Annotated in this window: 23 protein-coding genes and 1 riboswitch; of the genes, 2 read left to right on the top strand and 21 right to left on the bottom strand. The window is 55.2% G+C overall.

Going from position 1 to position 26,724, the window contains the following annotated elements; genetic code table 11:
* Positions 1 to 114: 114 nt before the first annotated feature.
* Positions 115 to 315 (bottom strand): hypothetical protein, encoded by a 201-nt coding sequence (locus tag NST69_RS01755; protein ID WP_036730918.1) that lies wholly within the window; start codon positions 313 to 315, stop codon positions 115 to 117.
* A 185-nt stretch (positions 316 to 500) separates the two neighbouring features.
* Here NST69_RS01755 and NST69_RS01750 point away from each other — a divergent pair, with 185 nt between their 5' ends.
* Together NST69_RS01750 and NST69_RS01745 are read left to right on the top strand one after the other, a co-directional pair.
* Positions 501 to 1,163 carry a DUF1129 family protein gene (locus NST69_RS01750; RefSeq protein WP_342548298.1) on the top strand — a complete coding sequence of 221 codons (663 nt, stop codon included), beginning with the start codon at positions 501 to 503 and terminating at the stop codon, positions 1,161 to 1,163.
* A gap of 41 nt (positions 1,164 to 1,204) precedes the next feature.
* On the top strand, positions 1,205 to 2,143 hold the full coding sequence (locus NST69_RS01745) for a hypothetical protein (protein WP_342548297.1): 939 nt from the start codon (positions 1,205 to 1,207) through the stop codon (positions 2,141 to 2,143).
* Between the two features lie 460 nt (positions 2,144 to 2,603).
* Here NST69_RS01745 and ilvA read toward each other — a convergent pair whose 3' ends face one another.
* From ilvA to NST69_RS01645, 20 genes are all read right to left on the bottom strand, one after another.
* Positions 2,604 to 3,866 (bottom strand): threonine ammonia-lyase IlvA, encoded by a 1,263-nt coding sequence (ilvA, locus tag NST69_RS01740; protein ID WP_036693275.1) that lies wholly within the window; start codon positions 3,864 to 3,866, stop codon positions 2,604 to 2,606.
* A 566-nt stretch (positions 3,867 to 4,432) separates the two neighbouring features.
* Positions 4,433 to 6,517, bottom strand: a complete 2,085-nt coding sequence (locus NST69_RS01735; RefSeq protein ID WP_342548296.1) for a methyl-accepting chemotaxis protein — start codon at positions 6,515 to 6,517, stop codon at positions 4,433 to 4,435.
* A gap of 310 nt (positions 6,518 to 6,827) precedes the next feature.
* Positions 6,828 to 7,319 carry a PadR family transcriptional regulator gene (locus NST69_RS01730; RefSeq protein ID WP_342550055.1) on the bottom strand — a complete coding sequence of 164 codons (492 nt, stop codon included), beginning with the start codon at positions 7,317 to 7,319 and terminating at the stop codon, positions 6,828 to 6,830.
* 45 nt (positions 7,320 to 7,364) lie between these two features.
* On the bottom strand, positions 7,365 to 8,207 hold the full coding sequence (locus NST69_RS01725; RefSeq protein WP_342548295.1) for an NmrA family NAD(P)-binding protein: 843 nt from the start codon (positions 8,205 to 8,207) through the stop codon (positions 7,365 to 7,367).
* A gap of 84 nt (positions 8,208 to 8,291) precedes the next feature.
* Positions 8,292 to 8,675, bottom strand: coding sequence for a hypothetical protein (locus tag NST69_RS01720; protein WP_342548294.1), 384 nt, complete (start codon positions 8,673 to 8,675; stop codon positions 8,292 to 8,294).
* A 169-nt stretch (positions 8,676 to 8,844) separates the two neighbouring features.
* Positions 8,845 to 10,167: an SEC-C metal-binding domain-containing protein gene (locus NST69_RS01715; protein ID WP_339253448.1), complete on the bottom strand. Its 1,323-nt coding sequence runs from the start codon at positions 10,165 to 10,167 to the stop codon at positions 8,845 to 8,847.
* Between the two features lie 211 nt (positions 10,168 to 10,378).
* Complete coding sequence (gene purD, locus NST69_RS01710; RefSeq protein WP_342548293.1) at positions 10,379 to 11,644, bottom strand: phosphoribosylamine--glycine ligase; 1,266 nt, start codon at positions 11,642 to 11,644, stop codon at positions 10,379 to 10,381.
* Positions 11,645 to 11,668: 24 nt separating this feature from the next.
* On the bottom strand, positions 11,669 to 13,216 hold the full coding sequence (gene purH, locus NST69_RS01705; protein WP_076080180.1) for a bifunctional phosphoribosylaminoimidazolecarboxamide formyltransferase/IMP cyclohydrolase: 1,548 nt from the start codon (positions 13,214 to 13,216) through the stop codon (positions 11,669 to 11,671).
* A 602-nt stretch (positions 13,217 to 13,818) separates the two neighbouring features.
* The gene (purN, locus tag NST69_RS01700) at positions 13,819 to 14,433 is read right to left on the bottom strand and encodes a phosphoribosylglycinamide formyltransferase (protein ID WP_342548292.1); all 615 of its coding nucleotides are present in this window, start codon (positions 14,431 to 14,433) and stop codon (positions 13,819 to 13,821) included.
* Complete coding sequence (gene purM / locus NST69_RS01695) at positions 14,433 to 15,473, bottom strand: phosphoribosylformylglycinamidine cyclo-ligase (protein WP_342548291.1); 1,041 nt, start codon at positions 15,471 to 15,473, stop codon at positions 14,433 to 14,435. The genes purN and purM overlap by 1 nt, the downstream gene beginning before the upstream one ends.
* Positions 15,474 to 16,344: 871 nt before the next feature.
* Positions 16,345 to 17,841: an amidophosphoribosyltransferase gene (gene purF / locus NST69_RS01690; protein WP_209875520.1), complete on the bottom strand. Its 1,497-nt coding sequence runs from the start codon at positions 17,839 to 17,841 to the stop codon at positions 16,345 to 16,347.
* A complete protein-coding gene (gene purL / locus NST69_RS01685; RefSeq protein ID WP_342548290.1) occupies positions 17,826 to 20,072 on the bottom strand; it encodes a phosphoribosylformylglycinamidine synthase subunit PurL in 2,247 nt (748 codons plus the stop codon). The genes purF and purL overlap by 16 nt, the downstream gene beginning before the upstream one ends.
* Positions 20,050 to 20,739: a phosphoribosylformylglycinamidine synthase subunit PurQ gene (purQ, locus tag NST69_RS01680; RefSeq protein WP_036730944.1), complete on the bottom strand. Its 690-nt coding sequence runs from the start codon at positions 20,737 to 20,739 to the stop codon at positions 20,050 to 20,052. Before purQ ends, purL begins: the two co-directional genes overlap by 23 nt.
* Positions 20,740 to 20,744: 5 nt before the next feature.
* Complete coding sequence (gene purS / locus NST69_RS01675) at positions 20,745 to 20,990, bottom strand: phosphoribosylformylglycinamidine synthase subunit PurS (RefSeq protein WP_019913657.1); 246 nt, start codon at positions 20,988 to 20,990, stop codon at positions 20,745 to 20,747.
* A 131-nt stretch (positions 20,991 to 21,121) separates the two neighbouring features.
* Positions 21,122 to 22,012 carry a phosphoribosylaminoimidazolesuccinocarboxamide synthase gene (locus NST69_RS01670; protein WP_036730946.1) on the bottom strand — a complete coding sequence of 297 codons (891 nt, stop codon included), beginning with the start codon at positions 22,010 to 22,012 and terminating at the stop codon, positions 21,122 to 21,124.
* Positions 22,013 to 22,271: 259 nt separating this feature from the next.
* A complete protein-coding gene (purB, locus tag NST69_RS01665; protein WP_339253437.1) occupies positions 22,272 to 23,567 on the bottom strand; it encodes an adenylosuccinate lyase in 1,296 nt (431 codons plus the stop codon).
* 6 nt (positions 23,568 to 23,573) lie between these two features.
* Entirely contained in the window at positions 23,574 to 24,944 is a 1,371-nt protein-coding gene (gene purK / locus NST69_RS01660; protein ID WP_342548289.1) for a 5-(carboxyamino)imidazole ribonucleotide synthase, read from the bottom strand.
* Positions 24,941 to 25,426, bottom strand: coding sequence for a 5-(carboxyamino)imidazole ribonucleotide mutase (gene purE / locus NST69_RS01655; protein ID WP_342548288.1), 486 nt, complete (start codon positions 25,424 to 25,426; stop codon positions 24,941 to 24,943). The genes purK and purE overlap by 4 nt, the downstream gene beginning before the upstream one ends.
* A 243-nt stretch (positions 25,427 to 25,669) precedes the next feature.
* Positions 25,670 to 25,771, bottom strand: a riboswitch (purine riboswitch).
* Positions 25,772 to 25,934: 163 nt separating this feature from the next.
* Complete coding sequence (locus tag NST69_RS01650) at positions 25,935 to 26,369, bottom strand: universal stress protein (RefSeq protein ID WP_036730952.1); 435 nt, start codon at positions 26,367 to 26,369, stop codon at positions 25,935 to 25,937.
* A 50-nt stretch (positions 26,370 to 26,419) separates the two neighbouring features.
* The gene (locus tag NST69_RS01645) at positions 26,420 to 26,683 is read right to left on the bottom strand and encodes a DUF1294 domain-containing protein (protein ID WP_036693313.1); all 264 of its coding nucleotides are present in this window, start codon (positions 26,681 to 26,683) and stop codon (positions 26,420 to 26,422) included.
* Positions 26,684 to 26,724: the final 41 nt, after the last annotated feature.

The raw sequence follows: 26,724 nt of genomic DNA, 5'->3' as shown, positions 1-26,724 counted from the left end.
TGCTAATTTGTTGTCAATATGCATGAAGCCCGCAGCTTACGTCAGCCCTACCGGAGAAAAGGCCCCTTCCACTCCCGCAGGAGCAAAAGAGGCCCATACCCGCTTAGGCATCACTCAGTCATAGCTGTCGTGAAACATGTCGTGTGTCTCCTGCCGGCCTTCCCAATCCCCGAGCCCGTTCTCCTGGCCCTGCCCCGCAGCATCCCATAGGCTGAAGCCGTCAGAATTGCCCCAGTCCCCCACATCATTAGTCGGTACAGGCGCGGTGCCGTCGTTCACAGCCTTGCCGGGTTCCTGCTTGTTCTCCTGTTCCATAACGCTCCCTGCCTTCCCTCTAGCTATAGTTGGTGAAGCCACCACCTCTTCAGTGTTTACTCTTCCAAAAGGATTATTCAGACCTTCGTGAACGAACGTTGTCCTTGCACACGGCTGGTGCACAAACGTATACTCTAGGTTGAAGGTATCCTGATCACTCAATGCTGGAGGTATAGGTCCACACTATGAAAGTCAAAGCTATGATTAAGCAGAACAACCTGCTGCGGGAGCAGATGACGCCATCTAACCGCTCTTATTACGAAGATATGATTCTGGCGATGCGCGCCAGTTCAGTAGATGCTGTACGTGCAGAGGAGCTGCTGCTGGAGGCGGCTGAGCTGCTGCTGAAGGGACAAGCCAAGGGCAAGAATGCCAAGCAGATTTTTGGCGAGAAGCCCGGTGATTATTTCAAGGACGTGATGGACAGTGTCCCGCCGCGCACACCGCGCAGCCGGCTGAAGAACTCTATGATGATCTCCTGGTCCGCTCTGACCCTGCTGTTCGGGACGATGGGCATTGCCGGCCTGATTACACAGTGGAGCGGCGGTCCGCACGAACTCTTCGGCCAGCTCAGCCTGTTCACGCTGATCGTCGTCGGCGCAGGCTCCATCCTGCTGGTTGATCTGATTATGAAATGGATGGCCTCCCTGTCGGAGGATGACAGTCCGAAGCCCAAGACCTTCGACATTAAGGCCCTGGGCATCTACATCGGAATTGCTGTGATTGCGGTATTCGCCGGCATATTCCTCGATAATCTGTTCCCGGTGATTCCGGTCTCGCCCTGGGTCAGTCTGGCGCTGGCCGCTGCCGGAGGGCTGGGGCTGAAATTCATATTCTTCCCATCTTAGAGCCTGTAACCCACATCCATTCCACACAGGAGGAGACTCGAATGAAAAAGCATGCCGTTCTATCCGCCGCAATCGCCCTGCTCATAGGGCTTCAGGCAGGCGCAGCCGTCCCGGCCGGTGCCGAAGGCAGCGGAAGCAGCCGGACAGGCACTTCCGGTGCAGCTGCAAGCGCTAAGACTGCCAGCCATGCAGAAGCGGTCTATAAGGGCGCGCTGCCGCTGCTGTCCAGCGGTAACCTGCCGGGTACCATTGCCTATATGAAGACGAAGCTGTATGCAGTCACTCCTTATCAGGCGACTGTATTGACGCTGAAGCTGGAGAACCTGCATAAGGCGCTGCTGCCCTCCTGGGAGAAGAAATTCAGCAGCAGCGAGGTCCAGCGGAAGCTCCTCACCGTCTACAGAGGGGGAGTCAGCATGGAGAAGCTGGCTGAGAGTACCGATAACGCCGCTTTGCGCGCCCTGCTGCAAAATGCGGGAGAGAGCGGATACAAGCTGGATACCGCCGAGGGCAGCTTTTACCCAGTGATTGATTATGCGGCTTACCGCAAATACAAGCCTTATGTAACGGAGGATATCAGCAGTTATATTTCCATTATGGCGGCTGAATCAGATCTGCCTTCTTCCAAGGATAACGGGCTGATCATTGCTTGGGGCGAGGTAGCCGACCGTGCGCTGACCCAGGAGCAATTCATCCAGACCTATCCCACATCCAACCGGGTACAGGCCGTCAAGAAGCTGTATAACCAGTATGCTGTGAACACCTTCTACGGCCAGAATAACACCCCGCTCTTCCATTACGATAATCTGGAGATGGATCTGGAGGCGCAGAAGGCCTACACCAGCATCCTGGCCAAGAACAGCACTACCAGTGCTTTCCTGCAGAAGCTTGACGGCTTCATGAAGCTGATGAAGAGTAACGGCTACCTGCTGGACGACGCGGCGGAGCAGTATCTGAAGACTGAGGTGCCTCAGCCGTAGGGGGTTCAATTAAATACCATACAACAAGTGGAAACGGCTTTGCCGTCTGTTCAGGGACGGCACCCGTTTCAGCGAGAAATAGAAGGATAGGTTATCGTGTGAAACATATAATTTCTTATATTTGAACAAAATCACCCTGCGGGTAAATGAGATTACCTGCGTGCCAGCAAATTGTATGCTGTTTTCCACATACATTCAGTCCATGCGCCTGCGCACCAGCAAATGTATGCTGTTTTCCGCATACATTCGAGCCATGCGCCTGCGCGCCAGCAAATGTATGCTGTTTTCCGCATACATTGGGGTCACACGTCTGCATGTGAGCACAATGTATGCTGTTTTTCGCATACATTCGGGCCACACGCCTGCGCGCCACTTATCCACAACATTTCCTAAACAACAAGAAAGCAGCCCCGTCCGCAATCACGCCGGACGGGGCTGCTTCTTATTGGATCAAATCAAATCAGATCAGCATACTGAACAGATTAACATCCTTGTTAATCTCCACATAATCGACGCCCTTCTGCTTCATCCGCTCAATCAGCGGGGCGTAGGCATCGGTAGACATCAGTTCAATGCCGACCAGGGCCGGGCCGTTCTCCTTCTCATTCTTCTTCGTGTACTCGAACCGGGTAATATCATCATCCGGTCCGACCACCTCGGTCAGGAACTCGCGCAGGGCACCCGCACGCTGCGGGAAGTTGACCATGAAGTAATGCTTAAGACCCTCATAGATCAGGGAACGCTCCTTGATCTCCTGCATCCGGTCAATATCGTTGTTGCCGCCGCTGACGATGCAGACCACACTTTTGCCGCGGATCTGATCACGGTACATGTCCAGTGCAGCAATGGGGAGGGAACCGGCAGGCTCCACCACAATGGCGTTCTCGTTATACAGCTCCAGAATAGTGGTACACGCCTTGCCCTCCGGCACCTTCACCACATCATCCAGCAGCTTCGAGCAGATATCGAAGGTCAGGCCGCCGACACGCTTCACCGCCGCGCCGTCCACGAATTTGTTGATCTCCTTCAGGGTGATGACCTCACCGCTCTGCATGGCCTCACTCATCGAAGCCGCGCCGCTGGGCTCCACACCAATAACCTTGGTTGCCGGACTCACCGTCTTGATATAGGTGGCTACACCGGCTGCCAGCCCGCCGCCGCCGATGGTGACGAACACGAAGTCCGCTGGCTTGTCCAGATTCTCCATCACCTCCATGGCAATGGTTCCGTTGCCGGCAATAATACGCGGCTCATCGAACGGGTGAATCAGGGTCATGCTATAGTCAATGCAAGCCTGCAGCGCTTCATCATAAGCATCATCGAAGGTATCCCCCTTCAGAATCACCTCAACGAATTCGCCGCCGAAGCGCCGGACCTGCTTAATCTTCTGATTAGGGGTAGTGCTCGGCATGAATATCTTGCCTTTGATGCCTAGTGCCTTGCAGGAATAAGCCACGCCCTGGGCATGATTTCCCGCGCTGGCGCAGACGATGCCCTTGGCTCTGTCTTCGTCAGACAGACTGCGAATCATATTATAGGCTCCCCGGATTTTGAAGGAGCGTACAATCTGCAGATCCTCACGTTTCAAGTACACATTACAGCCGTATTTGGCCGACAATACCGCATCCAGCTGGAGCGGCGTACGGACGATAACCTCCCGCAGCACATGGTGTGCGCGTACAATATCTTCCATTCCTACGATCCGGTTTTCGCCTTCTCTCATGTTTTCCCCGCCTCACTGTCTCTTTCTTATCGTTTCGCTTCTTGTAACATACTCTTCCAAGGACTTTTTTTCAACCCTTGTCCTCTCCACACAATATAGCATCCACTGAGAGTGGAATCACACTCTATATGATGTATGTCAGCGCCTTCATCCGCACACCCACTCTATCTCATTAACTACATCAAGCTGCACAATAGACAGATTACCTAGCCGAAGGAGTCACACTGGAGTTGAGTAGACTTGCGGTGTAAGCCTACGGCTGCACAGCCTAGTTACTGCGCATTCAATGGGATTTTTCCTTTTAATTTGCTCACACAGCCCACTTCTGGCGTATATAATGGGATTTTTCCCCTTAAGTTGCTCACACGGCCTACTTCTGGCGCATTTAATGGGATTTTTCCCCTTCCCTTCCCTTCCACTTCTAACTCCTTCTCCTATCGTAAACAGAGAACTATTCTTATCCCCCATCCTCTATCCTCTATCTCCCCTTTTCTCCCCTATCCCCCCTTCATCCGACAAACACAAAACGGCCCTGTCATCCATCGGCAGGACCGCCTACACTACTTCTATACCTTAAACCTCGACACCGCACTCAGCAGCTGCGCCGAGCTGAGCTTGATCTCCTCCATCTCCGCTACGATGCTGCCGGACCGCCCGATGATCTGCTCCGCTCCGGCAGCAATGGCTCCCGCTCCTTCTGCCCCCTCATTCGTCGCACTACCCGTCTCGCTGATCGCAGTAAGCATGCTCTGGATGGAAGCCAGCAGCTCTTCCGAGGTGGCGCTGAAGTCCGTCACCAGCTCCTCGATATACCTGGCATCCTCACTGTACCGCTCTCCGGTCTCTTGCATGGCATCGTAGTCCTTCTTCACCTGGCTGTCCATGAAGCCAAGCATACTCTCCGCAGCCTCCACCAGATTGGACACCGCCTGGACTACCGCCCCTGTCACTCCCTGGATCTCAGTCACCGTCTCACGCGAGTTGTCGGCCAGCTTACGGATCTCCTCTGCCACTACAGCGAACCCCCGGCCCGCTTCCCCGGCCCTTGCCGCCTCAATGGAAGCATTCAGCGATAACAGGTTGGTCTGGGCGGCAATCTCCAGAATGGCGCCCGTAAGCGCGCTGATCTGCGAGATTGATCCCGACTGTTCGATGGCCGTGCGCAGCTTCTCTTCGCTAAGCCCGTACACGGTATCCGCCTGTGTGCGGGATTCCCAGGCCCTCTCCTTCAGCCGCTCCGCCCGTACGTTAATTTCTCCGGCGGCTTCCGCCCCCTCCTGAGCTTTGCGGGCAATCCCGTGGATCGCAGCCTCGATCTGGGTCGTGCTGGCATTCATCTCCTCCATCGAGGCGGCGGTCTGCTGCAAGCCTGCCGACAGCTCCTCCGTAACCCCCGAGATATCGGTGATGCTGCCATCCAGCACGAATACGTTCTGCTCTGTATTCTCCACCGCGCCCGAGATACTCTGCGAGCTGTGCAGGATCTCCTGAATCAGCGACTGCTGCGAGGCGATCATATCGTTGAAGCCCTCAGCCAGCACCCCGATCTCGCCTCCTGCGGTTACCCTTGCCCTTACCGACAGGTCCCCCGCCTTCGCCTGCCCGAACGCAGCCGTGAGGAGCGGAAACTGCTTCAGGATACTGCCCGAGACCAGATACAGCAGGACAGACAGCACCGCAATCGAAACCATAATGGAGAGGAAGAAAATCAGCTCGAAGCGCTTCAGCTCAAGCTCCGCATGCTTCTGTGGTACGATCAGCGCGACTGACCACTGGTTAGCCACAGCCGGTGAATAGGATACATAGCTGGGCTCGCCGTCTATGTCCGCCCGGATGACATTTGAGCCCCACTGCAGCATTTTATCGCCGACAGTCTTCCACGATCCGCCCAGGTCAGCCATCTTCTTCAGCAGAATATGATCCGGATTGGGATGATAGATGAAGGTTCCCGTCTCATCAATCAGCACGGCATAGCCGCTGCCTTTATAATTAAAAGCGCCCAGCGCAGCTGTAATCTGCTCAATCGAAATATCTGCACTCGCCACGCCGATCAGCTTGCCTGAAGCATCAAGCAGCGGGGTGCTGACACTGACGACCATTTTGCCTGACCCGGCATCAATATAAGGATTGGTAATCGTTACACGCTTGTTCGCAGCCGCAGCGGAATACCAGCTTCGCTCCTTCAGCACGTAGTCTGCCGGAGGCTCGAATTCATCCTGGGTAATCACCTTGTTCACCGCATCCATACCTATGTATACATTGAGCAAATTCTTATTGTTGTTCTTGATCAGGTTCAGCGTCTGGATCAGCTCCGTGTACCCGTCCGTAGTCTTCAGCGTCTGAGCATCCTTCACCCTCAGAATGAAGTCACGGAGGTAGGCGTTGGCATTGAGCAGTGCCACACTGTCTACAGCAGGCTGCAGCAGGTCATTGACCTGCACCCCGATCGCCCCTTTCTCATACGTCAGCGAGCTCTTCAGCCCGTCCACGATAAGCTGCTTGGCATTGCTGTAGATCACTACAGACACCGTCATGAAAATAACCACCACAGACAGAATCACTGACAAAAACAGCTTGCCGCGAATCCCCATATTACGGAGTGAGCCGATAAGCCCCCTCTCCCTAACCTTCTTACTCTTTCCCAGTGCCATAGACCCTCCCACCTTCCATGTATAAAGACCCGGGGCTATCCCGGATCTTCTCTGTCTTTTCGACTTATTTCTGCAAAAAATCCCTTTATCCCTGTACCGTTTTCCCATAGGCTGTGAAATAAGTGTGACCATGTAAGGTATTTTCTCATAATTATCGAGTTAAGCCTCTTATTTACCCATATCACCGCTTGTTCATGTCAGGTTATTTGCACAAAAAATACTCCCTTGTATCTGCTGTATTCAGCAAACAAAAGGGAGCAGGATCTCTATAACCAATTTTCCAATTCATCTTATCCGGCAATCTGTCGCACTACTGTTCCAGGAGTTCCTGAAACCACTTCAGGTTCAATTCATGGTGTGCTCTGACATTATTCATCATCGATTTTGCCGTATCGTAGATCTTGTCTTGCTTGGCCTCCAGCGCATGGTCGATCTCAGCAATCTTACGCCGTGTCTGCTCTATCTGTATGGCTACAGCCGCCTTGAATTCCCCTGGATCATACTGGTGGGCGAACAGCGTCGTCATATAAAAAGCTAACGTAATATCATCCGTCTGCAGCGAGTACTTGGCCATCAGCGCTTTGAAATGCTCGTCGCCCTGCGGTGTAATCTCATAGATGTATTGCTCGGGATAGTTGTTCACGCTAACGACCTCTACCAGCCGGACCAAGCCTTCGCCCGCTAGCTTCTGGAGGTTGTAATACAGCGATCCCTTCGTCATATGAACAAGATACCTGTAATCCCGCTCCTTGAAGACACTGAGCAATTCATATGCGCTGGATTGTCCGCAATCCTTAAGCAGACCCAGTATAAGTAAGGGTATAATAGCGAATTCCTCTTTCTGTATTTATTGAAAATCACCGAGATGCTCCGCGATCCATTCTCGGAACGTATAAGGCTCCCGGCCAAGAATCGTCAGCACCGTGTCCGTCACGGCGAGCTTATGCTTCAGGGTATACTCCCAGTCCTGTACTCTAAGGGTAATGTATTCTTCAGCGATGTACTTGCTCATATAGGAGCGGAAGTCCGCGATGGTCTGTTCTTCCAGTTCAAGCGATTGTCCCAGTTGCTTAGAGATCTCTGTCAAAATGTTCCGCTGGCTAAGGATATTTGCACCTGTGAGCGTCAAGACCTGCCCGGAGAATCGGTCAAAATCCGTTACAACTACACTGATAACCCCGGCAATATCTTCTTCATGTACGCTCGCCAGCTTAGCCTCCAAGGCCGGTAACCGGATCGTCCCCTTATTGTATCTAAAAAGGTCCCTCCAGTAAATGGTGTTGTGCATGAAGGCCTCGGCCCGGATAAACACATACTGAAAGCCATATGCCTGAATCTGCTCCTCAACCTTCTTATGTTTCATAGCGTTCTCGTTGTAAGCGGCATCCGAGCGGTTGATGGACGCTGAGGATAAGAACACGATGTTGCGGACACCCTTGGCCCGGGCAGCCTGCAGAATCTCCTCAGCATCATCCAGCAGAATCAGGAATAAGGTCTCCACGCCGCGCAGGCTGTCTGACCAGGCGCTGCAATCCTTAATATCCCCGGTGACGATCGTCATGTGACCACTCTGATCGTGCATCAGCTTCTCAGGTGTGCGGGTGAGGGCTTTGAAATTGATATCCTTAGACTTGAGGTAATGTACAACCCGGCTTCCAACGGTTCCAGTTGCTCCAGTAATAAATAACATTAGGAGGACCTCTTTTCAGATAGTTTAGTCTAATTAGACTACATCACATAATATAGTCTAATTAGACTATAATGGCAAGGGGATTTATACGTAGCCCAATTCCACCGCCAATGTGGTCGGTTTTCCGACTACATTCGCCCGTTCACCTGCACCACTGCCCATTGTGGTCGGTTTTTCTATTACATTTGCCCATTCACCCGCGCCACTGCCCATTGTAGTCGGTTTTCCGACTACATTCGCCCATCCACCTGCGCCATCGCCCATTGTGGTCGGTTTTCCGACTACATTCGCCCGTTCACCTGCGCCACTGCCCATTGTGGTCGGTTTTCCGACTACATTCGCCCATCCACCTGCGCCACTGCCCATTGTGGTCGGTTTTCCGACTACATTCGCCCATCCACCTGAGCCACTGCCCATTGTGGTCGGTTTTCCGACTACATTCGCCCATCCATCTGCGCCACTGCCCATTGTGGTCGGTTTTCCGACTACATTTAGCCCGGGCACCTGCGCCACTGCCCATTGTGGTCGGTTTTTCTATTACATTCGGCCTGTGTTCGGTGATATCAGCGAGGTCACTCCTAATCTCCATAAAAAAACACAGCCCCGAAGGACTGTGTCTGGTATTCATCTATAGCGTCTATTGCTTCAGCATCCACTTAAGCAGATCCGGCAGGCTCGCCCACAAGCGCGAGTGCATAATTACATATTCAATCGCTTCATTGGGATCACCCATACCGACATAATCCGGAAGATTATGCGGCAGCCGCTTCATACCCAGCAGGTAATCCGGCACATGCTTGTTCACTCCGCGGGCTATGCGGTAGAGCATTTTGAGCTGCGAGGTAATGCCGTTCTTCTTGAACTCCAGTACAATCCGGTCATAGGCAAAAGCCGCTGCCGCATCCTCTTCACCGTAGTTCTTAATGATCCGCTCTGCTTCTTCAAGCTGGTTGCTATACAGATATACAGCAGTCAGCAGATAGCGGGCACCCGTATTATCATCCTTATTAAGCTCCAGAATATGCTCCAGCATCTCTGTTGCTTCCTCCGCCTTACCGCCGAACCAGCAGGATTCCGCGTAGCTCTGGCAGATGCGGATATAAGGGCGGGTCTCATAGAGCCCCCAGAAGAACCCTTTATGCTTCGTAAAATAAGACTCGCCCAGCTCCCGTCTGCCTGCGGCGATTCCCGCCTTCAGCAGCTCACGGGCGTCCTCCTCATTCTCCGTTTCCTCGGCCAGAATAAGGTAGGCTTCCGGGCTGTCAGGATAGAGCTCCAGCGCCTTCTCCGCGAGCTGGACCCGGCGCTTCGCAGAGGTTGCCTCCATGGCTTGGGCCAGAAGGGTTTGCGCCTTCTCCTGCGGAGTTTCCGCTCCGTTCAGCGCCATCAAATCGTCCGCTTCCCCGGTCATGCCGTATTCCTCGACATAGTTATATATTTCTTTCACCTTGCGGGAGATCGTGGCCGTGGTAATCGCGTATTTGTCCGCCAGCTCCGCCTGCGACAGCATGAAGCCGTACTCCTCAGACAGCAGGTATTCGATCGCCGCACAGAATGAGCCTGTCTTCTTCACGGCCGGCTTGGTCTGGCGGGAGAAGCCGTTCCACAGCAGCAGTGCTTCCAGGATCAGCTCACGGTCATACTGGTCTCTCATGTGCTCGATCAGCTCCAGCGCCAGCTGTTCATGGGCCGGATGCTCCCAGTTCAGCTCCTTCGCCACCATCTTCTTCAGCTTGGGCAGCGTAAGCTTGCCCGCAGCAGGGGCGGCACTTACCGTAGCCGGCTGTTCCTCGTGCACGATTACGCCGGGTATGGTTACAGGTGCTTGCGCCGCTGCATCCCCTGCGTTAACCAGCCGCAGCATCGACTGGGCCGCCGCTCTGTCTTTCTCCATGCAGCATTTCTTATATTTGTTCCCGCTTCCACACGGGCATAAGTCATTTCTTCCTACCTTACTCAAAACTAATTCCCCCTTAAATCAGTAACTGTACATCCGCATAAACATCGCTGTTATTGTACTATTATAGCATTCGTTATGGAATTGTTAAAAAAGGCCTTTCCTTAGAAAGGAAAGACCCTTTATCTGTATATATCCGCACATTTTCCCCCGTACGAGTTGTATTATAGCACTTCTCCTACAACTTGTCAGTCCTTTTTTTGGGACTTTTTTCTCAGACCAGTGCCTTCATTGCGATATCACTGCGGTTCTGTTTGCCCGCAAACGTAATATTCTCCGCACGTGCATAGGCCGATGTACGTGCTTCGGCAATGGTTGCCCCCAGGCCTACCACCCCAAGCACGCGGCCGCCGGTAGTCACCCAGCCGCCATCCCCGCTGCGTGCGGTTCCGGCATGGAAGACCAGCGCAGAGCCGCTGTCTTCCAGCCCGCTGATCGGCACACCCTTCGGGTAAGGCCCGGGATATCCCTCCGAGGCCAGCACCACGCAGACTGCCGCCTCTTCGCTCCACTCGATCGGAATATCGGCGAGTCTGCCTTCGGTCACAGCCAGGAAGATCTCCAGCAGATCGCTTCGCAGCCGGGGAAGAACCACCTGTGTCTCCGGGTCCCCAAAGCGGGCATTGAACTCAATCGTCTTCGGTCTGCCGTCCGGCGAGATCATCAGTCCTGCGAACAGCACTCCGCTGAAGGGACGGCCCTCAGCCACCATCGCTCTGGCTGTCGGCTCAATAATCGTCTCGACCGCTTCACGGATGATCGCTTCATCGATATGCGGCAGCGGGGAATACGTCCCCATGCCTCCCGTATTAGGTCCTTTATCGCCGTCGAATACAGGCTTATGGTCCTGGGCCGCAGCCATCGGCCGCACCGTTTCGCCATCCACGAACGCCAGAATCGACATTTCCTGCCCGGCAAGGAACTCTTCAATGACGACCTGCGCCCCTGCTTCCCCGAAAACCTTGTCGACCATGATCTCCTGAAGGGCCTGCTCCGCTTCCTCACGGGAATACGCCACGGTTACCCCTTTGCCTGCGGCCAGGCCGTCCGCCTTGATGACAATCGGCAGTTCTTGGCTCCGCAGATAAGACAAGGCTGTCTCATAATCGCTGAATTTCTCGTAAGCGGCTGTCGGAATGCTGTATTTATGCAGCAGATCCTTCATGAAGGTCTTGCTGCCCTCAATCTCTGCGGCATTCTTCCGCGGGCCGAATACAGGGATTTCCTGAGCTTCGAAGGCATCCACAATGCCTGCAGCGAGCGGATCATCCGGTCCGATGACCACCAGTCCTACCTTCTTCTCCTTGGCAAAAGCGGTCAGCTTATCGAACTCGAAGACGCCGATCGGCACACATTCCGCAAGCTGCGCAATCCCGGCATTGCCGGGGGCGCAGTAGATTTTACCGGCACGGGGACTGCGGGACAAGCTCCAGATGATCGCATGCTCACGTCCGCCGCCGCCGACTACTAAAATATCCATAAGGCTCTGATCCTCCCCAGCGTGCTAGTGTTTGAAATGGCGTACGCCGGTGAAGACCATGGCAATGCCGTATTCATTGGCAACCTTAATCGATTCCTCGTCCTTGATCGAACCTCCCGGCTGAATAACTGCCGTAATGCCCGCCTTCGCAGCCATTTCCAGGGTATCGCCCATCGGGAAGAAGGCATCTGATGCCAGCACAGCACCCTTCGCTTTCTCGCCTGCTTGTTCAATGGCAATCTTGGCCGCACCGACACGGTTCATCTGTCCTGCACCTACACCGACTGTCATATCGTCAGCCGCCAGCACGATGGCGTTGGACTTCACATGCTTCACAACCTTCCAGCCGAACAACAGCTGCTTCAGCTCTTCTTCGGTAGGCTTGCGGTCAGTTACCACTTGCAATTCCTCAGGATTCACAGAGTGTACGTCGCTCTCCTGCACCACCATTCCCCCTTCAACGGAGGTGACCACAAAGCTGCTCTTGCGGGATGCAGCAGTGCTGAGGTTGCCCAGCTTAAGCAGGCGGATATTCTTTTTCTTCGTCAGGATCTCCAGCGCTTCGTCCGTGAAGCCTGGGGCCAAGACGATTTCGAGGAAAATATCCTTCAGCAGATTAGCCGTGTCCGCATCAATAATCCGGTTGGCTGCCACAATTCCGCCGAAGATGGAGGTAGGGTCCGCATTGTACGCTTTTTGATACGCTTCATAGACGCTTGTGCCCACGCCCACACCGCAAGGATTCATATGCTTCACGGCTACAACGGCAGGCTCTTCGAATTCTTTGACAATCTGGAGCGCTGCGTTCGCGTCATTGATATTGTTGTAGGACAACTCTTTGCCGTGCAGCTGCTCAGCAGCCGTCAGGGTATCCTGCGCCGCCAGCGGCTTGCGGTAGAACGCAGCCTTCTGGTGCGGGTTCTCCCCATAGCGCAGATCCTGAATTTTCTCATAAGTGACCGTATAGCGCTCCGGCAGCGGTTCACCGGTGACATTCGCCAGATAATCGGCAATCAGGGCGTCGTAAGCCGCCGTATGGCGGAAGACTTTGGCCGCAAGACGTTTGCGGGTTGCAAGGGTTGTATCTCCACCGGCGCGTACTTCTTCAAGCACATTCGCATAGTCGGCCGCATCGACCACCACACTGACAAACGCATGGTTCTTCGCCGCAGAACGCAGCATGGTCGGTCCGCCGATATCGATGTTCTCGATAGCCTCTTCATAAGACACATCCGGCTTGGCAATCGTCTCCGCGAACGGATAGAGATTCACCACGACGAGGTCGATGTAATCAAGGCCAAGCTCATTCATCTGACGGGTATGCTCTTCGTTGTCACGAACGGCCAGGAGGCCGCTGTGTACAGCTGGATGCAGGGTTTTGACGCGTCCATCCATGATCTCAGGGAAGCCGGTAACATCAGAGATGCCAATGACCGGAACGCCTTCCTTCGCCAAAAGTGTGCTGGTGCCGCCTGTGGAGATAATTTCTACGCCTAATGCAGACAACTCGCGGCAAAAATCCACGATGCCCTGTTTGTCCGATACGCTGACCAGCGCTCTCTTGATACTCACTTTGAATAGTCCTCCTCTGGATTCACGCTAGATTATTGGGGTGTAGGTTTTAGTTGGATTTTTGTCATCTAATTTCGGCCGGTAAGCACGTAGCGGGGCAGTAGTTGGATAATATACACTTAAATAACGCCAGATAAGCTAAATAACTCGATTGGAGTCAGATTACCTGTACTTTTTCCACTTACGCTCCGCTCACCGCATCTATCAGCCAGATTAGTTGGAGAAAATCCACCTGTTACTGTAGCTTAGCTTATTGGGTTGGGAATACTATAACCTTTAAATTAGAATTACCTTGTAACTGTGGATGATTGCCCGGATGAACACTGGATGATTACAGACACGAATCTTGTAGAATAGGGTGGTAATTCAGGTAATCAGGTGTTCTGGTTGTTTCTGGTGTTTCTGTCCTGCTATATATCCTTTTGTGTTTATGCCAGCAAACCTGTATTTTCGCAATTTCAGGCCAAGCCGCCAGATCTTCCGTCAATTACTGCCACTTGTGAAGTATTTCCCGAGAAATATCAGAATCGGCCGGGGTTTGCCAGAAATGTCGTAATTACTCAGTTCTACAGCCGGCACAGGCAGCTATGCAGCAACTTCGCTTAATCGCCAATGGTCGTCATTCTTCCGTTCAATTCTACTTTTCCTGCCGCAAAAGCACTCACTACCTCAGGATACAGCGCGTATTCCACCTGATGGATGCGTGCAGCCAGCGATTCAGCGGTATCTCCAGACTGGACCTCCACGCTGCGCTGGGCGATCACCGGTCCGGTATCCATGCCTCCATCGACAAAATGCACGGTCACGCCAGTCAGCTTCACGCCATACTCCAGCGCCTGCCCGATCGCGTCCTTCCCGGCAAACGCCGGCAGCAGCGAAGGATGAATGTTGATGATCCGTCCGGCATACGGTGCGAGCAGAACAGGGGAGATCAGCCGCATGTAGCCGGCCAGCACCACCAGTCCTATGTTCCGGCGCTGCAATTCAGCCACAATCGCGGCCTCGTACTGCTCCCGGCCCGCGAAGTCCTTCGGCCGCAGCAGCAGAGCAGGAATGCCTGCCTCCTCTGCGCGCTGTGCTACAGGCGCTTCTGGCTTATCCGAGACCAGCAGCTCTATGTTGCCACCGCCCAGCCTGCCCTCCCGCTGTGCCTGGACCAGTGCAGCGAAATTGCTGCCTGTTCCGGAGGCAAAGACAGCGATTCGGCTCCACTCCATCAGACTTCAGCTCCCGTAAAGGTAACGATGCGCTCTCCTTCAGTAACCGTGCCGATCCGGTAAGCCTCTTCCCCGCTCGCCTTAAGCAGCTCCAGCGCACGCTCTCCGTCCGCTTCCGCCACGACCAGCACCAGCCCCACGCCCATATTGAACGTTGTGAACATGTCGCGGTTGCTTACCTGCCCCTTGCTCTGCATCAGGCCGAAGACCGGCTGAATCGGCCAGGAGCCGTAGTTGATCTCTACATTCACATTCTCCGGCAATACGCGCGGTATGTTCTCGATGAACCCGCCGCCGGTAATATGGGCCATACCCTTGACCGGAAGCTGTTCGAGCAGAGCGAGCAGCGGCTTCACGTAGATCCGGGTTGGGGCCAGCAGAACATCCGCCAGCGGCGCTCCCAGCTCCGGCACAACCTCATCCAGGCCGTAACCGTCTTCCTCCAGCAGCAGCTTGCGCACCAGCGAGAAGCCGTTGCTGTGAATCCCGCTCGAAGCCAGTCCGATCACTGTGTCTCCTGGAGCAATGTCTGCTCCGGTTACCAGCTTCGCCTTATCGGCCACACCGACGGTGAATCCGGCGATATCATATTCGCCTGCCGCATACATGCCCGGCATCTCGGCGGTCTCGCCGCCGATCAGCGCGCAGCCCGCCTGATGGCAGCCTTCGGCGATCCCGGAGACAATGGCTTCAATCTTCTCCGGCACGACCTTATCGCAGGCCAGATAATCGAGGAAGAACAGCGGCTCAGCGCCCTGTACCACGATGTCATTCACGCACATGGCGACCGCATCGATGCCAATCGTGTCGTGGCGGTCAGCCGCGAACGCGATCTTCAGCTTCGTGCCCACACCGTCTGTTCCCGATACGAGAACCGGCTCTTCGTACTTGTCCTTATTCAGGCCGAACAGGGCGCCGAAGCCGCCCAGCTCCGTCATCACTTCCGGACGGTATGTGCGCTTCACATGCTTCTTCATGCGTTCTACTGCTTCATTGCCAGCCGCAATATCCACTCCGGCTTTCTTGTACGCTTCTGACACTTTTGGACACCTCATTTAAGTTAGTTTAGAGCGCGTGTTCGGGGCGGCAGGGATTTGGTTCGGTTGGTGGTTATATTCGTCATTCCGAGGAACATTTGGACTTCCGGCCGCTGTTATATTTGGATTTCCTTGATTTGAACCGCTGATCGCGGTAGAAATCCAAATAGCGTATGCTTCCGAAGCGAGCTTTCCTGCGGAAAGCTTTCAGGCGAACGCTATCGCTCCTACAGTTCCAAATTTCCTCTCCATGACTCCCACCACCGGGTTTTCAAACCCATACCGCAAGCCGAAATTTTGCGCCTTGCACAGCGGCAAGGGGTCGGCGTTGTGGGCGAAGCCCAGCGCCTCCTTAGGCAACCGCTCCCCCGACTTTGCGATAGCAAACAGGACGGGGGCGGGAGCTAGGCCCGCACGGGGCGAAGCCGTGCGGTCTCTAGGGCGACAGAACCTCCGGATTTGCGCAGCAAACAGGACGGGTTCTGCAGGCCTTGCCGCACGGAGCGAAGCCGTGCGTTCCTTAAGGCGACAGAACCTCCGATTTTGCGACAGCAAACAGGGCTGGTTCTGGGGCACTTCCTCGCACGGGGCGAAGCCGTGCGTTCCCAAGGGCGACAGAACCTCCGATTTTGCGCAGCAAACAGGACAGATTCTGGAGCCAGAGGGCCCGGCGGACCGCAGGCCGCCGGGGGTGCAGCGCCGTGAAGCGTGTCCCGGCCGTGCGCAGCACACAGGGACAAAGCGGGCACCCGCACCCACGCCCACTTAGCAAGTTTAGAGCAGACTCAGGCCGCCAAACTTTCGGGTGGCCGGAGGGCAGCGCCCTCCGGGGTCCCCCTTCGCAAGGGGGATTTAGGGGGATGGGCACCAGATGTTAACAGCTGCATCCGTCCTTCTCTTCCCCGCCGAAATCCACCTGCGTCGGGTAATCATTGTCGAAGCAGGACAGGCAGAGGCCGCCTTTGTAGTCGTCACTATTATAGCCGCCGATGGACTGGATCAGTCCGTCAGGGGAGAGGAACGCCAGGGAATCGGCGTTGATCTCCTCGCACATCTCGGCGATGGTCTTGTAAGAAGCGATCAGCTCGCGGCGGTCCGGGGTATCGATGCCATAGAAGCATGGATTCTTGAACGGCGGCGAGGTAATACGCACGTGGACCTCTACGGCTCCGGCTTCGCGCAGCAGGTTGACGATCCGGCGCGAGGTCGTGCCGCGCACGATGGAATCGTCGATCATCACTACGCGCTGGCCTTCCACGACGCGGCGTACCGCGCTGAGCTTCATCTTCACGCCCTGCTCACGCAGCTCCTGGCTGGGCTGGATGAACGTGCGGCCGGTATACTTGTTCTTGATCAGCCCCAGCTCGTACGGGATGCCCGTCTGCTCGGCATAGCCGATGGCGGCGGAGATACTGGAATCCGGCACGCCGGTGACAATATCCGCATCCACGAAGGCTTCGAGCGCCATGCGGCTACCCATGCGCTTGCGCGCGGAGTGCAGGTTGGAGCCGTTCAGATCACTGTCCGGGCGGGCGAAGTAGATGTACTCCATCGCGCACAGCGCTTTGCGTTTAGGCTCGGCGAAGCGTTCTTCACGGAAGCCGTTCTGGTCCAGCACCAACAGTTCACCAGGTTCAATATCACGCACCAGTTGGGCACCGATTACTTCAAGCGCACACGACTCGGAAGCGAAGACATAGGCTTCGCCCAGACGGCCCATCACAAGCGGACGGAGTCCGTGGGTGTCTGATGCGACAATCAGCTTGTCATTGGTCATCAAGAGGAAGGCGAAGCCGCCGACCAGCTGCGACAAGGCATCCTTCGTCGCTTCGACAAAATCCTTCTGCGAACGCGCAATCAGATGCGCCAGCACCTCGGTATCACTGGTCGTCTGGAAGATCGAGCCGCCCTGCTCCAGCTGCTTGCGGATCAGCGGTTCGTTAACGATATTGCCGTTCGTGGCAATCGCCAGATCGCCGTCACGGTATTTGAAGACCAGCGGCTGCGCATTGGTCAGCCGGCTGTCTCCGCTGGTGGAGTAACGCACATGGCCGATGGACATGTCTCCCACCAGCGATGCGATCTTGTCTTTGTCGAAGACTTCCTTCACCAGGCCCATGCCGCGGTGATAGTTGAAGTCGCGTCCATCCGCCACGCAGATGCCCGCGCTCTCTTCCCCGCGATGCTGCAGAGCATGCAGGCCGTAGTAGGACATGGAAGCGGCTTCCGGGTGTCCGAAGACCCCGAAGACGCCGCATTCCTCTTTTAATGTGTCAAAAATATCTCCCGAGCCCGTTCCTTCGTTGTAAAAGTCGCCGGTCCACAGGATAGGGGCTTCCTGCTTGTTCCCGGTCTTTATTTCATAAGACATGGAATAGCATCCTCCCAAATGGTCTTGAGTTCAGTAACGGCTTCATCCAGTGCAGCCGCGCCGTCCAGCGCCACACGCAGGCGGTCCCCGCCAACGGTTCCAATGATCTCAACAGGTACGCCGTAGACGGCAACTGCAGCCTTCAGCTCTTCTGCACGATCAGGTGCCGAAGTCAGGAGGATACGGGACTGACTCTCGCTGAACAGTGCTACATCCTGGCGAAGTCCGCCGGCAGACAGCTCAATATTCGCTCCAATGCTTCCGCTGATGCAGCTCTCAGCAAGTGCTCCGGCAAGGCCGCCTTCCGACAAGTCATGCGCCGAACGGACCAGACCGCTGCGGATCACAGCAAGCACAGCATCCAGCAGCTTGCGCTCTGTCGCCAGATCAAGCTCCGGCGGACGGCCTTCAGTCAAGCCGTGAACGGCATACTGGAATTCACTGCCGCCCAGCTCTGCCTTCGTAACGCCCAGCAGTAGTACAGCATCGCCTTCCTGCTTGAAGGCCTGGGTTGTAATATGATCGGTATCTTCAATGAGACCTACCATACCGACAACCGGTGTCGGGTAGATAGCTCCCGAAGCATTCTCATTGTACAAGCTGACATTTCCGCCGATGACCGGCGTATCCAGCACCCGGCAGGCTTCCGCCATACCGTCTACCGCACGCTCCATCTGCCAGAAGATCTCCGGCTTCTCCGGGCTGCCGAAGTTCAGGTTGTCCGTTATCGCCAGCGGCTGGGCACCGGAGCAGACGATATTACGCGCCGCTTCGCTGACAGCAATGCGTCCGCCCACTTCAGGGTCCAGATAGACATAACGGCCGTTGCAGTCCGTAGTCATCGCCAGACCTTTGCGGGTACCATGAATGGTAACCACCGCTGCATCGGAACCGGGACGAACCGCCGTGCTGGTGCGGACCATATAATCGTATTGATTGTATACCCATGCTTTGCTTGCTACGGTAGGCGATCCCAGTACGGTGCGCAGCGCGCCGCCCAGATCAGTCACTTCCTCATAACGCAGTGTATCAATCGCTGCATTCTCCTCGTAGTAAGCAGGAACCGCAGACGGTTTGTTATAGATTGGACATTCATCCACCAACGCCTTGACCGGCATATCGCCGACCACTTCGCCGTGATGGAACAGCTTCAGGCGGCCATCATCGGTCACCTTCCCCACCTTGCGGCAGATCACGCCCCAGCGATCGAAGATCTCCTGCGCCTGGGCCTCATCCTTAGGCTCCACCACGAACAGCATCCGCTCCTGGGATTCCGAGAGCATCATTTCATACGGGGTCATCCCGTCTTCACGCTGCGGCACCTGATCCAGATACAGCTCCAGACCATTACCCGCCTTGCTCGCCATTTCCGCGCTGGAGCAGGTCAGTCCAGCTGCTCCCATATCCTGAATGCCGAGGACGATGCCGCTGTCGATCAGCTCCAGGCAGGATTCCATCACCAGCTTCTCCATGAACGGATCGCCGACCTGAACTGCTGTCTTCTTGGCTTCAGATTCTTCACTCAGCTCCACAGAGGCGAAGGTCGCACCATGAATGCCGTCACGGCCAGTAGGCGGACCTACGTAGAACACGGGGTTACCTACCCCTTTGGCGACACCGCGCTGGATTTTATCATGGTCAATCAGACCGACACACATTGCGTTCACCAGCGGGTTGCCGTCATAGCTGTTGTCGAACATAATTTCCCCGCCGACAGTAGGGATGCCGATACAGTTGCCGTAGCCTGCGATCCCGGACACAACATGCTCGAACAGATATTTGACCCGGTCGCTCTCAAGCTTCCCGAACCGCAGGGAGTTCAGCAGCGCCACCGGTCTTGCACCCATGGAGAAAATATCGCGGATAATCCCGCCCACCCCGGTCGCCGCGCCCTGATAAGGCTCTACCGCCGACGGATGGTTGTGGCTTTCGATTTTGAAGACAACGGCCTGGTTATCACCGATGTCCACGATGCCCGCGCCTTCGCCCGGTCCCATCAGCACCTTAGGCCCGCTTGTCGGGAAGCGGCTCAGCAGCGGCTTGGAGTTCTTATATGCACAGTGCTCAGACCACATGACGCTGAACACACCGATTTCTGTATAGTTGGGTTTACGTCCCATGAAGGAGGTAATGAGCTCATATTCGCTGTCTGATACACCGAACTGACTGTAGATTTTCTGCTCCGCGATCTGCTCTGCGGTCGGCTCCTTAGCGGATACTTGCTGCGTCATAACGATCCCTCCATGTCTTGAGAATGGATGTGAACATCCGTTTGCCGTCTTCCGAGCCCAGCAGGCTATTCGCTGCACGCTCCGGGTGAGGCATCATGCCGACTACATTGCCCGCCCTATTACTGACTCCGGCAATATCGGCCACCGAACCGTTCGGGTTGTCACTGTAGGTAAAAACGATCTGATTATTCGCGTGCAGCTCTGCGAGCGTCTCTTCATCACAATAATAATTGCCTTCGCCATGCGCGATCGGAATGACGATCTCTTCATCCTTCGCATAGTCAATAGTAAACGGGGTTGTGTTATTAACGACCTTAAGCACTGTGTCATGACAACGGAACTTCATCGACATGTTGCGGCGCAGCGCGCCCGGCAGAAGACCTGCTTCGGTCAGAATCTGGAACCCGTTGCAGATACCAAGCACGAACTTGCCCTGCTCTGCCGCCTTAGCCACTTCAGCCATTACTGGAGCGAACCGGGAGATTGCGCCGCAGCGCAGATAGTCACCATAAGAGAAGCCGCCAGGCACGAGAATGCAGTCATACGCCGACAGGTCTGTCGCTGTATGCCATACATAATCTACTGGTTCGCCGAGGCTGTCTTCTACTGCCTTGTAGCAGTCAATGTCACAATTGGAGCCTGGAAAGACAAGTACCGCAAATTTCATGACGTTTAGTCCTCCAATTCGTAGCGGTAATCCTCGATCACCGTGTTGGCCAGCAGCTTCTCGCACATTTCCTTCAGGCGTCCTTCCGCTTCTGCGCGGTTATCGGTATCGAGGGTCAGCTCCATATATTTGCCGATACGCAGACTTTCAACTTCCTGGAATCCAACGGAATGCAGCGCCCCTTGCACGGCTACACCTTGGGGATCGAGCACGCTTTTCTTGATGGTGACGTAGACTGTCGCTTTTAACATACGCTTGTAGTTCCTCCTAGAGTTTAATGAACTGAATTAGGCTTAATGGCAGCTTGCTTAACTGCATAATGTACAACTATATTCTCAATATTCCCGGCAAAATAACTGTAGAGAATGCAATTAAAGTAACTCTACAACGACTTTCCAGTGAGGCGGTGATAGATATCCAGGTACCGGCGCGACGTCTCTTCGACCACCTCAGGCGGCAACGGGTCCGGCTTACTGTTTTTGTCCCAGGAGGAGGCTGACAGGTAGGTGCGAACCGGCTCCTTATCCATGCTGTCGATCTCAATATCCAGTGCGTACTTGTCCTTGGCCCAGAAGCGGGAAGCATCCGGTGTGAAAATCTCGTCGATCAGAATCACCTTGCCGTCCAGCAGCCCGAACTCGAACTTGCAATCTGCCAGGATGATGCCGCGATCGTTACAATATTCTCTGGCAAAAGCGAACAGCTTCAGGCTCTTCTCCTTCAGCTCAAGTGCAAGCTCTGCACCAATCAGCTCCTGCATCTGTTCAAAAGGGATATCCTCATCATGGCCGACATCATTCTTGGCTGCCGGTGTGAAAATCGGTTCGGCCAGCACTGCATTCTTGTGCAGTCCCTTAGGAAGCTCGATTCCGTTCACCTTGCCGGTCTCCTGATACTGCCGCCAGCCGCCGCCTGTAATGCAGCCGCGCACGACACATTCGATATCAATCCGCTGGGCTTTACGGACGACCATGATGCGGTTCTTCAACGCTTCACGGTCCTTTACAATATCCCCTAGCTTGTCCACCTCGATATGCACCACATGGTTCTCGATCAGCTCCTTGGTCTCTCCGAACCAGAAGGCGCTGAGCCGGTTGAGCACGTTGCCTTTGTCCGGCACCGCCGGGTCCAGCACGTAATCGAATGCGGAGATCCGGTCTGTCACAACGATCAGCACCTCATCACCCAAATCGTACAGCTCACGAACCTTGCCTTTGTAGAGCAGCGGCGCATTTATTAGTTCCACGGCAGTGGATACGGCCGATGATGTCATGACCTTTCCTCCCTTGAACAAATGATCTTGCTATAATTTCTCCTTCGGGTTAATAGGGTCACTTCAGAAATTTTGGACTTCCGATCGCTGTTATCCTCAGATTTCCTGATTTGAACCGCTATTTGCGGTTGAAATCCGAGGATAAAGGCGAACGCTGACGCTTCTCCAGTTCCAAAATCCCCTCCGCTCCTCCTTTAACCCCAATATCTAAATTCTCTCCAGCTCATCAGTTCACCACTGACTTACCTTTTTTAAAAATTCAAATGAGCTCCAGCTTGCGGAAGATGGTGTCCACATGCTTCAGATGCCAGGAAGGATTGAACGCATCCTCGATCTCTTCTGCGCTAAGCACGGCCGTGATCTCCGGGGTTGCTTCCACGATGTCACGGAACTGGGTCTGCTCCTCCCAGGCCTGCATCGCACGCGGCTGCACAGTGTCGTACGCCTGTTCACGGCTGAAGCCCTTGTCGATCAGCTTCGTCAGAATACGGCCGGAGAACGGAACGCCGAAGGTACGGTTCATGTTGCGCTTCATATTCTCAGGGAATACGGTCAGGTTCTTCACGATATTGCCGAAGCGGTTCAGCATATAGTTGAGCAGCATGGTCGCATCCGGCAGGATAATCCGTTCCACGGAGGAATGCGAGATATCGCGTTCGTGCCACAGCGGCACGTTCTCGTAAGCTGTCATCATATGGCCGCGGATGACGCGCGACAGGCCGGAGATGTTCTCGCAGCCGATCGGATTACGCTTATGCGGCATGGCGGACGAACCCTTTTGACCCTTGGCAAAAGCCTCCTCTACCTCGCGGATCTCACTCTTCTGCAAAGCGCGGATCTCGGTAGCGAACTTGTCGAGGGAAGTGGCAACCAGTGCCAGCGCCGCCATGTATTCCGCGTGACGGTCACGCTGCAGGGTCTGGGTGGAGATTGGTGCCGGGCTGGTGCCCAGCTTGCGGCAGACGAATTCTTCCACGAACGGGTCGATATTGGCATAGGTGCCGACCGCCCCGGAGATTTTACCGAATTGTACGCCGCTGGCGGCATGACGGAAGCGCTCCAGGTTCCGCTTCATTTCCTCATACCACAGCGCCATCTTCAGGCCGAATGTTGTTGGCTCTGCATGTACGCCATGGGTACGGCCCATCATTGGGGTATCCTTGTAGGCGATGGCTTTGTCTTTTAGAATCTCAATGAACCGGATAATATCCTGCTCCAGAATCTCGTTGGCCTGACGCAGCAGATAACCCAGCGCCGTATCGACCACATCTGTCGAGGTTAGTCCGTAATGCACCCATTTGCGCTCTGCGCCAAGACTCTCGGATACTGCACGGGTAAAAGCAATCACATCATGGCGCGTCTCCAGTTCAATCTCATCAATCCGCGCGATGTCGAATTTGGCATCCTTGCGGAGCTTCGCGGCATCCTCATGCGGGATCACTCCCAGCTCGGCCCACGCCTCACAGGCGCAAATCTCAACCTCCAGCCACGCGTTGAATTTATTCTCTTCGGTCCAAATGGCCCGCATCTCAGGTCTGCTGTAACGTTCAATCATAGCTTGTCAGTTCCTCCAAAGGTTAGTTTGCTCTACCCAGGACAATCCGTCGCCGGTATCCTTGCAGAGCAGATTGATATGGCCCATTTTACGGCCGGTTTTGCTCTCGATCTTGCCATATATATGAAGCTTGGGCGATATCCCAAGCCGGGTTGCCTCTTCATTCGCACGGCAGGCTGCCTGAACGGCTCCGTCCAGATGTTGGCCGAGTACATTCACCATCACCACAGGAGTCAGCAGCTTCGTATCGCCCAGGGGCAGATTGCAGATCGCCCGCACATGCTGCTCGAACTGCGAGGTCACGCAGGCATCCATCGTATAATGGCCGGAGTTATGCGGACGCGGTGCCAGCTCATTGACGAACAGCTCTCCATCCTCCGTCACGAACATCTCAACCGCCAGCAGCCCGACCGCCTTCATGCCGGAGACAATCCGCTCGGCCAGCTCGCAGGCCCGCCGCTGAATCTCCTCCGGCACCCGCGCAGGGACAATCGAGAGATGCAGGATATTATCCACATGAATGTTCTCGGCAGGCGGGAAGCTCTTAACCTCCCCCGAGGCACTCCGGGCGGCGATGACCGAAATCTCACATTTGAAGGTGATGAATTTCTCCAGCACCAGCTCCGGTACATCTGCTTGCGCACCCGGCGCGACTTGCCGGAACGCTGCGGCCAGCTCTTCCGGTCTGCGGATCACGGCTTGTCCCTTGCCGTCATATCCTCCTGTGGCTGTCTTCAGCACACAGGGCAGGCCCAGCTCGGCAGCCGCCGCTTCCAGCTCCGCCAGGCTGCCGACCTTGCGGTACGGGGCAACGGGCACGCCGGCCGCCTCGATTGCCGCCTTCTCGCGCAGCCGGTGCTGCGTCGTATACAGCAGCGCGCTGCCCTGCGGCACGTACGATTCCTCCGTCAGCAGCGCGGCTACGCCCGCGTCCACGTTCTCGAACTCGTACGTGATGACGTCGGAGCGCCGCGCCAGCTCGCGCGCGGCGTCCCGGTCATTGTACGCCGCAGTGATCTGCGGCGTAACCTGCCCGCACGGCGCATCCTTTGCCGGGTCCAGCGCCACGAAGCGGTAGCCCATGGCGCTGCCGGACAACGCCATCATGCGCCCGAGCTGCCCGCCGCCGAGCACGCCGATCGTTGCGCCGGGCAGCAGCGTCCGCGGCGGCTGCGCCCCGGTCTCTTCCCGCTCTGCCCCAGCCCCGGCATCTATCGTTCTGCCTTCAGCCTTTATCGCCCGCTCCGCCCCGGCACCTTCAGCTTCGCCTGCAGCCTTTACCGCCCGTTCCACCTCAGCACCGCCCGCTTCGCCTTCAACCTCAGCCCGCTCCGCGCCACCCTCCAGCCGTCCGGCCTTCAGCTCCTCCAGGCTCATAGACTCTCGCTGCTTTCCAGCACCTCTTGCTGATTCGCCTCGCGCCGCAGCTGCACCCGCTGCGCTACCTCCGGCTCGAAAGCGCCGATGATCTGCGCCGCCAGCAGTCCCGCATTGATAGCTCCGGCGCGTCCGATCGCTACCGTCGCTACCGGGATGCCCGCAGGCATCTGCACAATAGACAGCAGCGAATCCATGCCGTTCAAAGCCTTCGACTGTACGGGAACCCCGATAACAGGCAGCGTGGTCTTAGCAGCCACCATGCCCGGCAGATGCGCCGCGCCGCCCGCTCCGGCGATAATGACCCGCAGGCCGCGCTCCGCCGCCTCCTCGGCATAACGGAACATCAGATCCGGTGTGCGGTGTGCGGAGACAACCTTTTTCTCATAAGCTATGCCTAGCTCCTCCAACACCGCACAGGTATGCTCCATCGTTTCATAGTCCGATTTGCTGCCCATAATGACACCTACTTGCACAGACATCGTTCACCCAGCCTTCCATTTCCGTTATAGAGATTTCTCTGATTTCAGTGTGTCCCGTTTCCTGCCAATTCCCGCATGAACCGTGAAAAATAGCCCGGACTCCAGACGCATTCTGCTGCGGGTGGACCCGGACTACTAAGGAATCAGGTGATAACCGCCCGGCAGCTGCATACTCCCCGTCTCTACAGACAGGAGAATGCAGGAACACCGCCCCGGGCTGCGGGGAGGCTATCTGCTGTCGTTCCAGTTATCCTATTTCCTCGTAGTCCGGCAATTTACGGTTACCGGGTAGAAACTTCCGGGCCTTATCCCCGGTTTTATACGAGCTCTTCATAGATTCAGTTTAACAACGCCCTACACATCATGTCAACTTAAACACGAACATTGTCATATCATGTCTGTAAAACGTTCGCTTTTGGGCAATAATGAAAATCTTTTCCCCATTAATCTGTCCAACTACGCATTAAAAAAAGGGGAACGCCGCAGCGTTCCTCTACTAAAGTTACTATTATTTAACAACCAGCACCGGAATGCGCGCACTTTGCACCACATTATGGCTGACGCTGCCCAGAACGAATTCCCGGATACCGCCCAGCCCCCGGCTGCCGATGACGATTACATCTGCACCCTGCTCCTTGGCATAATTCAGAATAATTTCCGCAGGCGATCCCTGCAGCAATTCTACCGTAGCATTCAGACCTTCGGCTTCCAGCCGGCTTTTCACTTCATCCGTAGTCTGGACCGCGAGGTCATAATAATCCTTGTTCACCGATGCCGGCAGAGGCGCGAGCGCTTCCCCGATGAAGAACCGCGGGAATTCAAATGCGTGTACGACGTACAGGGAGGACCCCGGAGTTACCTTAGCCAGCTCAATCGCCCGTTCCAGAGCCTGATTCGAAGCCTTTGAACCGTCATAGGCAAGCAGAATTTTAGAGAATAACATATACGCCACCTCTTTCTATTATTTACATCATTACCAAGCCTGCAAAGGTCTTACCTCAAAAAATATCCATACAGCACCATATTCAGCAGCAGCAGCAGCGGAATTCCGAGTCTGAAGGAAGTATGCCTTGTCTTGTGGCGTTTGCGGTACATGGCAATCAGCACACCCAGCGCACCGCCCATGAACGCCAGCAGAAACAATGTTTTCTCCGGCACCCGATCCCGTCTTTTCCGGGCCTTGTTCTTGTCTTCCGACATCACTACATACCCGATAATGTTGATCAGCGCGAACCACAGCAATACCACCTTGACCATCCTTCCGGCCCCTCCTCCTAGCATCCTATCTGCTCTCTATT

It is taken from the genome of Paenibacillus sp. FSL P2-0089 (genome assembly GCF_038595095.1).
GTDB classification, from domain to species: Bacteria; Bacillota; Bacilli; order Paenibacillales; family Paenibacillaceae; genus Paenibacillus_AQ; species Paenibacillus_AQ silagei.
The sequence above is the reverse complement of the archived record's forward strand: the minus strand, read 5'-3'. Positions and strand labels throughout refer to the sequence as shown.

Bases quoted from the DNA above. Each gene is read 5' to 3' on its own strand.
- NST69_RS01755 (WP_036730918.1), bottom strand. From the start codon at position 315: ATGGAACAGGAGAACAAGCAGGAACCCGGCAAGGCTGTGAACGACGGC.
- NST69_RS01750 (WP_342548298.1), top strand. From the start codon at position 501: ATGAAAGTCAAAGCTATGATTAAGCAGAACAACCTGCTGCGGGAGCAG.
- NST69_RS01745 (WP_342548297.1), top strand. From the start codon at position 1,205: ATGAAAAAGCATGCCGTTCTATCCGCCGCAATCGCCCTGCTCATAGGG.
- ilvA (WP_036693275.1), bottom strand. From the start codon at position 3,866: ATGAGAGAAGGCGAAAACCGGATCGTAGGAATGGAAGATATTGTACGC.
- NST69_RS01735 (WP_342548296.1), bottom strand. From the start codon at position 6,517: ATGGCACTGGGAAAGAGTAAGAAGGTTAGGGAGAGGGGGCTTATCGGC.
- NST69_RS01725 (WP_342548295.1), bottom strand. From the start codon at position 8,207: ATGTTATTTATTACTGGAGCAACTGGAACCGTTGGAAGCCGGGTTGTA.
- NST69_RS01720 (WP_342548294.1), bottom strand. From the start codon at position 8,675: ATGGGCAGTGGCGCAGATGGATGGGCGAATGTAGTCGGAAAACCGACC.
- purD (WP_342548293.1), bottom strand. From the start codon at position 11,644: ATGGATATTTTAGTAGTCGGCGGCGGCGGACGTGAGCATGCGATCATC.
- purN (WP_342548292.1), bottom strand. From the start codon at position 14,433: ATGGAGTGGAGCCGAATCGCTGTCTTTGCCTCCGGAACAGGCAGCAAT.
- purF (WP_209875520.1), bottom strand. From the start codon at position 17,841: ATGTCTTATGAAATAAAGACCGGGAACAAGCAGGAAGCCCCTATCCTG.
- purL (WP_342548290.1), bottom strand. From the start codon at position 20,072: ATGACGCAGCAAGTATCCGCTAAGGAGCCGACCGCAGAGCAGATCGCG.
- purQ (WP_036730944.1), bottom strand. From the start codon at position 20,739: ATGAAATTTGCGGTACTTGTCTTTCCAGGCTCCAATTGTGACATTGAC.
- purS (WP_019913657.1), bottom strand. From the start codon at position 20,990: ATGTTAAAAGCGACAGTCTACGTCACCATCAAGAAAAGCGTGCTCGAT.
- NST69_RS01670 (WP_036730946.1), bottom strand. From the start codon at position 22,012: ATGACATCATCGGCCGTATCCACTGCCGTGGAACTAATAAATGCGCCG.
- purB (WP_339253437.1), bottom strand. From the start codon at position 23,567: ATGATTGAACGTTACAGCAGACCTGAGATGCGGGCCATTTGGACCGAA.
- purK (WP_342548289.1), bottom strand. From the start codon at position 24,944: ATGAGCCTGGAGGAGCTGAAGGCCGGACGGCTGGAGGGTGGCGCGGAG.
- purE (WP_342548288.1), bottom strand. From the start codon at position 25,426: ATGTCTGTGCAAGTAGGTGTCATTATGGGCAGCAAATCGGACTATGAA.
- NST69_RS01650 (WP_036730952.1), bottom strand. From the start codon at position 26,369: ATGTTATTCTCTAAAATTCTGCTTGCCTATGACGGTTCAAAGGCTTCG.
- NST69_RS01645 (WP_036693313.1), bottom strand. From the start codon at position 26,683: ATGGTCAAGGTGGTATTGCTGTGGTTCGCGCTGATCAACATTATCGGG.